This is a genomic window from Butyricicoccus sp. AF35-5AC (genome assembly GCF_003477715.1).
In the GTDB taxonomy this organism is placed as follows: domain Bacteria; phylum Bacillota; class Clostridia; order Oscillospirales; family Butyricicoccaceae; genus Agathobaculum; species Agathobaculum butyriciproducens.
On record NZ_QUDX01000002.1, the window covers coordinates 263,876 to 277,476 of the forward strand.

General features: G+C 58.7%; 7 protein-coding genes and 1 riboswitch. Of the genes, 5 read left to right on the forward strand and 2 right to left on the reverse strand.

All coding sequences use genetic code 11. The annotated features are described in order from the left end of the window. Positions 1-14 precede the first annotated feature (14 nt). Together DWZ82_RS04655 and ribD are read right to left on the reverse strand one after the other, a co-directional pair. Positions 15-650, reverse strand: coding sequence for a riboflavin synthase (locus tag DWZ82_RS04655; protein WP_117491329.1), 636 nt, complete (start codon positions 648-650; stop codon positions 15-17). After that, a complete protein-coding gene (gene ribD, locus DWZ82_RS04660) occupies positions 650-1,735 on the reverse strand; it encodes a bifunctional diaminohydroxyphosphoribosylaminopyrimidine deaminase/5-amino-6-(5-phosphoribosylamino)uracil reductase RibD (RefSeq protein WP_118479124.1) in 1,086 nt (361 codons plus the stop codon). Before ribD ends, DWZ82_RS04655 begins: the two co-directional genes overlap by 1 nt. 173 nt (positions 1,736-1,908) lie before the next feature. Next, positions 1,909-2,035, reverse strand: a riboswitch (FMN riboswitch). A gap of 288 nt (positions 2,036-2,323) precedes the next feature. Between ribD and DWZ82_RS04665 the strand changes: the two genes are divergently transcribed. The 5 genes from DWZ82_RS04665 to DWZ82_RS04685 all read left to right on the forward strand — a co-directional run bounded on the left by DWZ82_RS04665 (position 2,324) and on the right by DWZ82_RS04685 (position 13,562). Continuing rightward, positions 2,324-5,704, forward strand: coding sequence for a PD-(D/E)XK nuclease family protein (locus DWZ82_RS04665; protein WP_158575086.1), 3,381 nt, complete (start codon positions 2,324-2,326; stop codon positions 5,702-5,704). Further along, entirely contained in the window at positions 5,685-9,260 is a 3,576-nt protein-coding gene (gene addA / locus DWZ82_RS04670) for a helicase-exonuclease AddAB subunit AddA (protein ID WP_118479128.1), read from the forward strand. The genes DWZ82_RS04665 and addA overlap by 20 nt, the downstream gene beginning before the upstream one ends. 639 nt (positions 9,261-9,899) lie before the next feature. After that, positions 9,900-11,405 carry an IMP dehydrogenase gene (locus tag DWZ82_RS04675; RefSeq protein ID WP_117491317.1) on the forward strand — a complete coding sequence of 502 codons (1,506 nt, stop codon included), beginning with the start codon at positions 9,900-9,902 and terminating at the stop codon, positions 11,403-11,405. 87 nt (positions 11,406-11,492) lie between these two features. After that, positions 11,493-12,785 (forward strand): chloride channel protein, encoded by a 1,293-nt coding sequence (locus tag DWZ82_RS04680; protein WP_118479130.1) that lies wholly within the window; start codon positions 11,493-11,495, stop codon positions 12,783-12,785. 120 nt (positions 12,786-12,905) lie between these two features. Further along, complete coding sequence (locus DWZ82_RS04685; RefSeq protein WP_118479132.1) at positions 12,906-13,562, forward strand: HAD family hydrolase; 657 nt, start codon at positions 12,906-12,908, stop codon at positions 13,560-13,562. Positions 13,563-13,601 lie beyond the last annotated feature (39 nt).

A 13,601-nucleotide genomic window follows, 5' to 3' on the forward strand; every position in this document is an offset into this window, starting at 1 on the left:
AAAGAAAACCTCCGTTAAAATCCGTGTTGTGCAAGAAAATCCATCGTAATACCGCTGGATTTGTGCGGCGTGAGCATTTTTTCAACGTATTTGCCGATCACATCACATTCGAGGTTGACCGGCTCGCCCGGCTTTTTGCCGAGCAGGATGGTCTGCGCGCCGGTGTGCGGAATGATGGAGACCGAAAAGTCGGTGTCCGTCACAGCCGCGACGGTAAGGCTGACGCCATCAATGGCGATCGAGCCTTTTTCGACGATGTACCGGAGCAGGGGAGCCGGTGTTTTGATCGTCACCCACACGGCGTTGTCCTCGCGCCGCTGCGAGAGAACCGAGCCGGTGCCGTCGATATGGCCGGATACGATATGACCGCCGAACCGTCCGTCGGCAGGCATCGCGCGCTCCAGATTGACCGGCGAGCCGCTCTGCAGACTGCCGAGCGCGGAACGCCGCAGGCTTTCCGCCATCACGTCGGCGCTGAAGCTGTCGTCCGTCAGCGCAACCACGGTCAGACACACGCCGTTCGTGGCAATGCTGTCGCCGATTTTTGTATTTTCGAGCACGGTATCTGCCGCAATCGTCAGCCGAGCGCCCTTTGCGCCGCGCTCGATGCGCCGCACCGTACCGATTTCTTCGATAAGTCCAGTAAACATTACAATCTCCCTTCAAGCAGGAAATCTTCGCCCATCGGCGTGCAGGTCACGTCCTTCAGCGGAAGCGCCTGCACCATCTTGTCAAATCCCAGACCTCCGACCGGACTTTTTGCGCCTGCACCGCCGATGATTTTCGGGGCGATGTACGCCTGCACGCGGTGCACCACACCGGCCTGCAGCGCGGAGAACGCAAGTGCCGAGCCGCCTTCAAGCAATATGCCGTCGATGCTGAGTGCGCCGAGCTGGCGCATCAGGTCGGCAAGGTCTACGCGCTCGTCTTTCGTTTTGCATTCGAGAATGTGTACACCGTGCTGTTCCAGTTCAGCGGTGCGCTCATTTCGACCGACGACCGCGATATAGGTCGGGATTTTGTTCGCCGTCTGTACGATTCTGCTGTCGATCGGCGTTCTTGCGCGGCTGTCGCAGATTACGCGGATCGGATCGCGCCCGCCGTCAATGCGGCAGGTGAGCAGCGGATCGTCCTCAAGCACGGTGCCGATGCCGACCATGATGGCGGGCAGCCGGTTGCGCGTTTCGTGTACATGACGGCGGGCGGTCTCGCCGGTAACCCAGCGGCTGTCGCCGGTGTGTGCGGCGATTTTGCCGTCCAGCGTCATCGCGTACTTGAGCGTCACAAACGGCGTCTTGTGCGTGATGTAGTGAAAGAAAACTTCATTCACGCGGCGGCATTCGTCCTCGCACACGCCGGTCTCGACTTCAATGCCTGCGTCGCGCAGGATCTGTGCGCCTTTGCCGGCTACCAGCGGGTTCGGGTCGAGGCAGCCGACGAACACGCGGCCGATCTTGTGCTCGATGACTGCGTCTGTGCACGGCGGCGTGCGTCCCCAGTGGCAGCACGGCTCGAGCGTGACGTAAAGGTCTGCGCCCGTGCAGTCCTCGGTGCAGTGCGCGAACGCGTTGCGCTCGGCATGCAGGCCGCCGATGTGCTCGTGCCAGCCTTCACCGATGATTTTTCCGTCCTTGACGATGACGCAGCCGACCATCGGATTCGGATTGACGTGACCGGCTCCGCGCTGGGCCAGCGCCAACGCCTGACGCATATATTCCTGTTTTTGCTCCTGCATAGAATCACCTGATATAATAATTCTGTAGAAAATTTCACGATAGTTTGGCGACAGCCAAAAAAAACGTCCCAAAGACAGAATCTTCGGGACGCTGAAAAAAGCATTGTGAAAATAAAAAGTCTGAAACACCGAATCGGCATTTCAGAACAGCAAACAAACGGAAAATCTTTCCGCGCATTCTTCTTTTATCCAGACTATACTGTCGGCATCGGAATTTCACCGAATCATGCTTCCGCCGAATGGCATCCGCTCGCGGGCTGTACCGCCGGTAGGGAATTGCACCCTGCCCTGAAGAATCAAATATTTGGTTTTGCGGGGCAGAGCCTTTATTGTTCCGCCTGAGGAAAGTATAGTCCCAAGCGGAGAAAAATGCAAGAGTTTTTTGAAAAAATAATTTTACAGAATATGTGAATGCAAACGAAACGCCGGAAAAGTTCAAAAAAGACTGGGAAATAAGCGGATAACGCACGAAAAGCATAAAACGACTACACGGTCTTTATTGATATTTTCCTGTTTTCCATTACCAATTTTCAATTTGCTCCGGTTGTGCTATAATCAAATAGCTATGAAATGAAAGGAGAGTGTGCCATGCGGATCTGGACCGGACGAGCGGGGAGCGGCAAGACAACGGCCATCCTGCGGGAGATCGCGGCGCTGAGTGAAAAGGGAGAGGGACGGCAGATTCTGCTCGTGCCCGAGCTGAACTCGCACCTGATGGAGCGGCGGCTTGCCGCAGCCACGCACAACCACGGCGCACGCACGGCCGAGGTGCTGACGTTTTCACGATTGGCTGACCGTGTGTTCTCTGAGGTCGGCGGACTGGCACAGCAGATGCTGACACCGGCAGGTCAGCTTTTGACCTTGCAGGAGGCGGCACGCCGTGTGCAGGGCGGGCTGAGTGCGTGGAAGGGTCTGGCAGACAAGCCGGAGCTGCTGCAGGAGGCGCTGCGGCTGATCGACGAGTGCAAAACCTGTGCAGTCGCACCGGAGACGCTGTTTGCGGCTGCCGAGGAGAGTGAGGACGCGGTACTTGCAGAAAAATTGTCCGATCTTGCACAGATTTTGACGGCATATGAGCGCCTGTGCGAGGAGTCTTTGCCTGACCCGAGAGACCGTCTGACACACCTGCGCGACCGTCTGGCAGAAAGCCACACACTGGACGGCGCAGCGGTCTATCTGGATGGTTTTCTCGGCTTTACTGTGCAGGAAAGTGCAGTGGTTGATGCCATGCTGGCAGCGGGTGTGCCGCTCTCTGCGGCGGTAACCTGTGATACGGATTACCCGGAGATTTTCCTTACCGGCTGTAAAACAGTGCAGAAATTAACCCGGATGGCAAAACATCATAACCAGACGGTCGAGCGCATCGAACTGGGCGAAAGCAAGGTGGCCCGACCGGCGGGACTGGCTGCGCTCGAACGCGAAAGCCTGTTGCCGGTGCGCACCCCGCAGGAGAGTGCGGATGGCGTTCGGCTGTACGAGGCGGCTTCGCCGTTTGACGAGTGCGAGCACGCGGCAGCTTACATTCGGCGCAAGGTGCGGGACGAAGGCGCGCGCTGCCGCGATTTTGTGGTTGCGGCACGCGATATCGAGCCGTACAGTGCGTTCCTTGCAATGGCGATGGCGCGGTACGACATTCCGGTGTTCCTCGCGGAAAAGCCGGATCTGCTGTCTCGTCCGCCGATGGCGCTGGTCACGAATGCACTCGAGGCGGTACGAAATCACTTCCGATATGAAGATCTGTTCTCCTGTCTCAAGACCGGACTTGCGGGCTTGGATTGGGACGAAATTGATAAATTAGAGAACTATGTGCTCACCTGGAACATCCGCGGCGGAGCATGGGAACGCGAGTGGACCGAGCATCCGGACGGCTATGGTCTGTCCATCGACGAGAATGCGAAGGCGCAGCTTGCCGAACTGAACACACTCCGCAAACGGGCAATCGCGCCGTTCTCCGCACTGCGCGAGGCACTTGCAGGTGAGCAGCCTGCAGGTGACTGCGTGCGTGCGCTCTATGCATTCCTTCTCGCGGTGGATGCGCCGCAGCGCATGACCGACCGCGCCGCCGGACACGAGCAGGCGGGCCGTCTGCAGCTGGCCGACGAGTACCGCCAGCTGTGGGAAATCCTGGTTTCTGCGATGGAGCAGTTTGCATGGGTGTGCGGTGATATGCCGCTGACGCTCGACCGTTTCGCGCAGCTGTTCCGGCTGGTGCTCGGCGAGTATGATGTGGGTACGATTCCGGTTTCGCTCGACCGCGTGACCTGCGGCAACATCGAGCGTGCGTGTACGGAAAATGCGAAATATGTCATCCTGCTGGGCGTCAACGACGGCCTGATACCGAAAACCCCGTCCTCGACCTCGCTGTTGAGTGACATGGACCGCGACAAAATGGATGCGCTCGGCGTGGAACTCAAAGCCTACGGCGAAGAACGCCTGCTGATGGAGCAGGAAACGCTCTATCGAGCACTCGCGTGCCCGACGGACGAGCTGCTGCTGACGTATCACACCATCGACGCAGGCGGCGGTGAAACGCGGCCGTCCTACTTCGTAAACACAGTGCGCGAATTGCTGCCGGATGTGCCGTTTTCCACCCACCGGACGGAGACCGTGCGTGACCGCCTGCAGGCAGAACGACCGGCGGTCGAACTCGCGTGCGCGTATCTTTCGGGCGACCGGACAGCCGCCGTGCGGGCTGCCTATGACTACTATAAGGATGATGAGCGCGTCAAAAACGCGCAGGCGCAGCGGCACGGCAGAGGACCGCTGAGCAGTCCGCACACGATTGACGGATTGTACGGAAAAAGCCTCAATCTGACCGCTTCGCGTGTGGATACGTTCTATTCCTGCCGGTTTGCGTTCTTTATGCAGTACGGTCTCAAGGCCAAGCCGCGCCGCGTGGCGAAGTTTGATGCGCTCTCGACCGGCACGTTCATCCACTATGTGCTCGAGCATGCGCTGGATGCTCTGGGAAAGTGCGAGGGCGGCGCTGCCCATGCCGATCAGCCGACCGTGCGCAAAGCCTGCCGTGAAGCGGTACGGCAGTATGTCGCGGAGGAACTGGGCGGCCTGGAGAACAAAACCGCGCGTTTCCAGTACCTGTTCCGCCGACTGGTGCGCGCCGTGGAGCAGATCCTCGACAACGTGATCGAAGAACTGCGCGTATCCGACTTTGCGCCGATCGACTATGAGCTGGACTTCTCGCGCAGCGGAGACCTGCCGCCCGTGCAGTGTGAGGACGGCGATGTGTCGGTTTCGCTCTCCGGCAAGGTGGACCGCGTGGACGGCTACATCAAAAACGGTCGTCTCTATCTGCGCGTTATGGACTACAAAAGCGGCAAAAAGTCATTTTCGCTGTCCGACATCTGGTACGGACTCAACATGCAGCTTATCATCTATCTGTACGCGCTGCAGCAGGAGGGTCTGGACCGCTATCGTGCCCGCCTGACCGCCGAGCTGAACGAAATCGTACCGGCAGGCGTGCTGTATGTTCCGGTACGCGATGAGCTGCCGGATGCGGCGCGCGACACGGACGAGGACGGGCTGCGCATCCTGCGCGACAAGGCGCTGCGGCGTTCGGGTCTGCTGAGCGACGATATGTCGCTGCTCGAGGCGATGGAGCACGGTCTGGAAGGTGACGGACGGTTTATTCCGGTCTCTATCAAGACCAGGAAGGGCGAGGACGAGCCGACGCTTGCCGCCAAGTCTGCGGTAGCTGATCTGGCGAAATTCGGCAGACTGGCACGCTATACGCAGAAAAAGCTGCTCGAAATGGGACAGGCTCTGCGAAACGGCAGCATTGAAGCTGATCCGCGCAAGACCGACCGCAGCTATTGCGAATGGTGCGATTTCCGGGCAGCCTGCCGGTTCGACGAGACCGCCGGAGATAAGGTACGCTGGCTGAAAAACATCAAGGACAAGGAATTCTGGGAGCAGTTAGGAGGGAACGACAATGCCGAAGTGGACACCTGATCAGCAGACTGCGATCGACGACCGCGGCGGCGCATTGCTGGTTTCGGCGGCAGCCGGCTCGGGCAAGACCGCCGTACTGACCGAGCGCGTACTCCGTCGGCTGACGGACGAGAAGGATCCGGTCGATATCGACCGCCTGCTGCTGGTTACCTTTACCAACGCAGCGGCAGCCGAAATGCGCGAGCGAATCGGTGCGGCCCTCGGTGCGGCTGTAGCCGCAAACCCGCGGGATACCCGTCTGCGGCGGCAGCTGTTCCTCGTGCACCGCGCGAAAATCACGACTGTGCATGCGCTGTGCCTGTCGCTCGCGCGCGAGCAGGCGGCGGTGCTCGGCATCGCGCCCGACTTCCGCCTGATGGACGAAAACGAGGGCAGGCTGCTGCGCGCCGAGGTGCTCGAAGAAGTGCTCGACACGGCCTACGAGCAGGCGGACGAGAAGTTTTTCGCGCTCTGTGACCTGCTGACGGCGGGGCGCGACGATAAAAAGCTGGGCGAGGTCATTCTCGGCACCTACGAGAAGATTCAGGCGCATCCCGATCCGCGGGCGTTCCTTGAGGACGTGCGTGCGGGGTTGTACACGCGCGGCATGGACACGCCGCACGGCTGTGTTCTGCGCGAGCAGGCAAGGTCGGCAGCACAGCACGGTGCGGCATTTCTGCACATGGCTGTGGATGAATTGACCGGCATTGATGAGCTGGCGGACAACTATCTGCCCGCGCTGACGAGCGACTTAAATCAGGCCGAGCATCTGCTGGACGCACTGTTTGGCGGCAGCTGGGATGACTGCGTGAAGGCTGCCCGGTCGATTTCGTTTGACCGACTGAAGGCCGCGAGAAAATTTGAGGACAAGGCGTTCCTCGAGCAGATCAAGGCCATGCGCGAGGAGTGGAAGGGCGTTGCCAATAACATTCGGGAGAAATGGCTGACCGTCACCGCAGAAGAAGCGGAGTACGACCGCGGCCTGACAGCCCCCGCGCTGTTCGCACTCATTGACATGGTAAACGCCTTTGACGATGCCTTTACGGCAGCGAAACGTGCGAGAAATGCTGCGGATTTCAACGATTTGGAGCACTTTGCCGTGCGTCTGCTGTATACAGACGGCAAGCCGTCCGCACTGGCGAAAACCATGTCTGAGCAGTTCACCGAAATTGCGGTGGACGAGTATCAGGACACCAACGCCGTGCAGGATGCCATCTTCCGTGCACTCTCCAGAGACGAGACCAACCTGTTCATGGTCGGTGACGTCAAGCAGAGCATTTACGGCTTTCGACTGGCTGACCCGTCCATTTTCCTTGAGAAATACCGCAGCTTCGGTGAGGCGGCGGATGCCGCCGACGGGCAGCCGCGCCGCGTCGTGCTCGGGCAGAATTTCCGCTCGCGGGCGGCTGTGCTGGACGCGTGCAACTACCTGTTTGCCGCCGTCATGGGCGAGACCGTGGGCGACCTCGCGTACACGGACAAGGAGGCGCTGCACCTCGGTGCGGACTACTATCCGGAGGCCGGAAACGAGCGGTACAAGACCGAAGTCCTGCTCGTGGACGCGGACGGACTCGGCGAGGACGATGATGCGCCGGATAAGACCGAACTCGAAGCACGGCTTGCCGCGAAGCGGATTCGTGCGCTGCTCGACGAAGGCTTTCCGGTGACGGATAAGCAGACCGGAAAGCTGCGTCCGGTCACGCCGGGCGATATCGTAATCCTGCTGCGCTCGCCCAGAAGCAAGGCGCCGACCTACATTGCGGAGCTGGAGCGCATCGGCGTAACAGCCAGCGCCGAACAGCGCGGCGGCCTGCTCGAGACTGCCGAGGTCGGCACGATGGTGTCGCTGCTCAGCGTCATTGACAACCCGCGGCAGGACGTTGACCTTATCGGTGTGATGCGTTCGCCGCTGTTCGGATTCACCGAGCAGGAACTGGCAGATATTCGCCTTGTGGATCGCAAGATCAGCTATTATGACGCGCTTCTGCAGTCGAGAACGGATTTCCCGAAGGTGGAAACCTTTCTGCAGCGGCTGGACTTTCTGCGCACTTTTGCGTGCGATCAGCCGGTGTACCGCCTGCTGTGGGAGATTTACGATCAGACCGGCGCACTCGGCCTGTACGGTGCGCTGCCGAACGGCGCACAGCGCCAGAGCAACCTGCTGACATTCTTCGAGCGGGCGCGCTCGTTTGAGGGACAGGGCTTCCGCGGCCTGTTTGACTTTGTGCGCCTGCTGCGCGGCATGCTCGAGCAGGGTGAGGATTTCCAGACGGTCGGTGCCGAGGCCACCGGCGGTGCGGTCCGCATTCTGTCCATCCACAAGTCTAAAGGACTGGAATTTCCGGTCGTTATCGTGGCGGACTGCGCCAAGCAGTTCAACGACAGCGACCTCAAGGAGCCAGTGCTCGTGCACCAGAACCTCGGCTTCGGCAGTAAGTGCCGCGACCGTGACCGCGGTGTGCAGTACGACACAGCCGAGCGCATTGCAGTCTCGGTGCAGATGCGCCGCGAAATGATATCCGAAGAGCTGCGCGTATTATATGTAGCGATGACGCGCGCCAAGGAAAAACTGATTCTGACGGCAGCCACCGGCAGCCTGCGGAATTCGCTGAAAAAGTGGTCGCTGCTGGCGTCGCTCGACGAGCTGCCGCAGTACGCCATGGGTGCGGCACGCACGCCGCTTGCGTGGATTCTGACACCGCTGCTGCGGCATCCATGCGCGCGTGCCTTCCGCGAGGAGTATGCGCCGGAGGTGCCCGGGCACGGCACGGACAATGATGCGTTTGTGCTCAAGGTGTATTATCCGAGCGACCTGCAGCCGCAGGAAACTGAAATCCTGCGTTTCGAGGACATGGTGACCGGCGACTGCACCGTGCAGCCGCACTTCGACTACCCGCATGCTTACCTTGCGGAGCTGCCGAGCAAGCTGACCGCCACCGGTGTCGGCCGCGGCTACCGTGCAGACGAGGCCGCCGAGCAGACAACGCCGCCGCGGAAAGAAGTGCAGCTGCGCGCACCACTGTTCGAGCAGGGAGAAAAGAAGCTGACGCCTGCCGAGATCGGTACAGCGCACCACCTGTTCATGCAGTTCTGCGACTTTGACGCCGCCTGTGCGCCGAACGGCGTGGAAAACGAGCTGAACCGTCTGGCGGAAAAGAAGATTTTGTCCACAGAACAGGCGCATGCTGTGGATAAACGCAAGATCGAACGGTTTTTCGCCTCCGACCTGTACAAAACCTTTATGGCGGAAAATAAGGTGCGGCGTGAGTTCAAGTTCTCCGTGCTTGTTCCGGCGCAAACGTATTTTCCAGTTGCGGCGGACGCACCCGAGGAAAATGTGCTCCTGCAGGGCGTTATCGACTGCCTGATTGAAACCAGGGACGGCTTTGTTATCCTTGACTTCAAGACCGATCGCATCAAGAAGGGCGGTGCGGTCGAGAGAGCCGAGCAGTACCGTCCGCAGCTGGCCGCCTACGCGCGTGCCGTGCATGAGATTTACGGCAGACCGGTCCGCGCCTGCGTGCTGTACTTTTTCCACACCGGCGATACCGAATGGGTGTCGCTTGACGAGGACTGACAGCATTTGACCGCCCGGCAGTTAAGAGCGTGTTAAGATTCATTTGCATGCATTGACATTGCGTCCGCACGATGGTAAATTGAGTACAGCAAAAGCGAAGGGGCACCGGAAAAATACCGGACGGCTCCGCAGGACTTCAATATGCCACCATCATTCATTCCTCATTTCCAAATGAAAAATCCGCAGACGGGAACGTCTGCGGATTTTTCTATCTCTAATCTATCGAAAAGGAACAGGCTATATCAATTAAGCGCGATAGCGCGCATAAAATAGAATTTACTGTGCAAATTCGTAGCCCGTAGGCCTCTATCCTTAAAAATGTTTAATGAGAGCAAACCGGGAGCATGTATCGGCGCAGCGCGTCCAAGAATCCGCGCAAGGATAGCGCAGGTTTTACACCCTGAGAGGGAGAAAGTTTCCGTATGGGAACTTTCGGATGACTTTGGAACGGCCCACGGTCCGTTCCTGCTTGTCAGCGAAACTGTAGTTTCGCGACAGTTTATTGCACGGATTGCATAACACGCATGCGGCAAAAATCGTGAAAAACCGTCATATGCCCGCTTTACTTTACAGGGCAAAAAGGATATAATAAACTTAACTATCAAAAACGACCTATCTGGAGAAAAGGAGAACGACGAAATGGCGTATTATTTCAGTGAACCTTCGCATACCTTTAACGAATATCTGCTGGTACCGGGGTATTCCTCTGCGGAGTGCATGCCGGCGAACGTAAGCCTGCGCACACCAATCGTTAAGTACAAAAAGGGCGAGGAATCCGCGCTGTATGCCAACATTCCGATGGTTTCCGCAATCATGCAGGCGGTATCGGATGATCGTATGGCGATCGCACTGGCGCAGGAGGGCGGCATCTCCTTTATCTTCGGTTCGCAGTCGATCGAGAGTGAGGCTGCCATGGTTTCCCGCGTAAAGAGCTACAAGGCAGGCTTCATCGTATCCGACTCCAACGTAAAGCCGGACACCACCCTTGAGGAAGTCCTCAAGCTGAAGGAGCGCACCGGTCACTCCACCATGGCTGTTACCGATGACGGCACCGCGAACGGCAAGCTGCTCGGCATTGTCACCAGCCGCGACTACCGTGTTTCCCGTATGGAGCGCAGCGTTAAGGTTGAGGAGTTCATGACGCCGTTTGACAAGCTGATCACCGCTCCGGCAGATACCAGCCTCAAGATCGCAAACGACATCATCTGGGACAACAAGCTGAACTCTCTGCCGCTGGTAGACGACAAGCAGCATCTGGTTTATATGGTATTCCGCAAGGACTACGACAGCCACAAGGCAAACTCTCTTGAGCTGCTCGATGAGCACAAGCGTTATGTAGTCGGCGCAGGCATCAACACCCGCGACTACGCAGAGCGTGTTCCGGCACTGGTTGAGGCCGGCGCAGATGTTCTCTGCATCGACTCCTCCGAGGGTTTCTCCGAGTGGCAGAGCCGCACTCTGTCCTGGGTACGCGCAAAGTACGGCGACAGTGTAAAGGTCGGCGCGGGCAACGTTGTTGACCGCGAGGGTTTCCGTTTTCTTGCTGAGGCCGGCGCGGACTTCATCAAGGTCGGCATCGGCGGCGGCTCCATCTGCATCACTCGTGAGCAGAAGGGCATCGGCCGCGGTCAGGCTACCGCTCTGATCGAGGTTGCAGCCGCTCGTGACGAGTATTTCGAGGAGACCGGCATCTACATTCCGATTTGCTCGGACGGCGGTATCGTTCACGATTATCACTGCACGCTGGCGCTGGCTATGGGCGCCGACTTCCTCATGCTCGGCCGTTACTTCTCTCGTTTTGACGAGTCCCCGACGAACAAGGTCAACATCAACGGCAGCTACATGAAGGAGTACTGGGGCGAGGGTTCTGCCCGTGCCCGCAACTGGCAGCGCTACGACATGGGCGGCGACAAGAAGCTGTCCTTCGAGGAAGGCGTTGACTCCTACGTTCCGTACGCAGGCTCGCTGAAGGACAACCTCGGTCTGACCCTGAGCAAGGTCCGTTCCACCATGTGCAACTGCGGCTCTCTGTCCATTCCGGAGTTCCAGAAGAAGGCAAAGATCACGCTGGTATCCGCAACCTCGATCGTCGAGGGCGGCGCACACGATGTTGTGCTCAAGGAAACCGCATCTACGAGCAAATAAGCATAGTTTACTCACAAATTGCCCCACAGGTTATCTCTGCGGGGCAATTCTTATCGGAAATGAGATCGCATGAAGGGGAGGGGCGCTATGCCTCAGAATAATAAGCCGGGACGCCGTCTGCTGCGGCGGCTGTACGGTTCGTGGTACCGCGTGCGGCGCAATATCAGCGCGTTTGCGCGGTGGTGCCTGTTTGCAGTCATTATCGGCGTGGTGGTGGGCGCAGTCGGTGCGGCGTTTGAGCACGCACTCGAATGGGCGACCGAAACCCGGCAGGAGCAGAGCTGGACGTTGTATTTTCTGCCGCTGGTCGGTCTGTTTATCGCGTTCTGGTACAGTAAAATGGATATGCCGCTTGAACGCGGCACCAACTTCATCCTGACCTCGGTGCGGCAGGATCATCCGGTGCGGCTGCGGCTTGCTCCGAGCATCTTTATCACCTCGGTGCTGACCCACCTGTGCGGCGGCTCTGCCGGACGAGAAGGTGCGGCGCTGCAGCTCGGCGGTGCGATTTCGGGCAATATCGGACATCTGATGCACCTGGACGACAAGGATTCCCGCACGATCACCATGTGCGGCATGGCAGCGTGCTTTTCGGCGCTGTTCGGCACACCGCTTGCGGCGAGCGTGTTCGCAATGGAGGTTATCAGCGTGGGCGTGATGTACTACGCGGCGCTGTTTCCGTCCATCCTTGCGAGCGTGATCGCGCATCAGGTAGCGCTGCAGCTTGGCGGCGGCACGACCGCGTTTACGCTCTCCGGTGTGCCGGAAAATACGGATGTGCTGCTCATTGTAAAGCTGGTGGCGTTCGGCGTGGTCTGCGCCGGACTGAGTGCGCTCGTGTGCATCATCTTCCATAAAATCGGTCATCTGTTCAAGCATTTTCTGCCGAACCAGTACGCCTGCATTGCGGTTGGCGGCGCGGTCGTGGTGCTCATCAGCCTGCTGCTCGGCACGCGCGACTACAACGGTGCAGGCATGCAGGTCATTGAACGCGCGATTGCCGGTCACGCGGCATACGAGACGTTTTTCCTCAAGCTGGTGCTGACGGCGATTACCATCGGCGTCGGCTATAAGGGCGGTGAGATCGTGCCCGTGCTGTTCATCGGCGCAACCTTTGGCGCCGCCTACGGCGGATTTTTCGGTCTGGCGCCGTCCTTTGCGGCCGGTCTCGGTATGACGGCCGTGTTCTGCGGCGTGACAAATTCGCCGCTTACATCTATCCTGCTGGCGTATGAGCTGTTCGGAGGTCAGAGCCTTGCGCTGTTTGCGCTGGTCATCGCCATCGCGTACATGCTCTCCGGGTACTACGGCCTGTACAGTGAGCAGAAGATCATCTATTCCAAGCTCCAGCCGAGATATATCGACCGAAAAACCAAATAACCAACCATCCGTAGGGCGCGACGACTCGGCGCGCCGTGTAAATCATGTGCAGTTGCTGAAAAGGCGGCGTGCCGAGGTCGTCACGCCCTACGATATACGTTCTCGAAAGGAACAAAACCAATGCAGAATTTCAAAGGTGCAATTTTCGACATGGACGGCACGCTTTTGGACTCCATGCCGGTCTGGAAACGACTGACACAGCGCTACCTTGCGCAGTTCGACGTTCACATCACAGACGCGGACTACGCGGTATGCGAGGGTTTTTCTCAGCCGCAGGTTGCGGAGTATTTTCTGAAACGCTATCCGAATCTGCCGCTGACCCGTCAGCAGATGCTCGACGGCATGGACGAGTTGATTACCTCCCGCTACGAGACGATTGCAAAGCCCAAGGACGGTGTAATCGACTTTCTCGAAGGTCTGCGCGCACGCGGCGTCAAAATGGCCATCGCTACGCTGACGGCACGCCGCCACGCGGAGAAGGCGCTCATCGACCGCGACATGATGAAATATTTCGAGTTCATGCTCACCATCGAGGATGTGGGCGTGCCCAAGTACGAGCCGGACATTTATCTCGAAGCAGCAAAGCGCCTCGGTCTGACAGCAGGCGAGTGCATGGTGTTTGAGGACGCGCCGTATGCGGGCGTAACGGCGAAAAAAGCCGGTTTTGCGCTCTGCGGCATGGCCGAACCCGCCTACGCGGAGGGCGAAGACACGCTCCGGCAGGTCAGCGATGTGTTCGTCGAGCATTCCTTTGCCGAACTTGCCGGAAAACTGTAAAAAACACTTGCAATATAACGCATCATATCCTATTATATA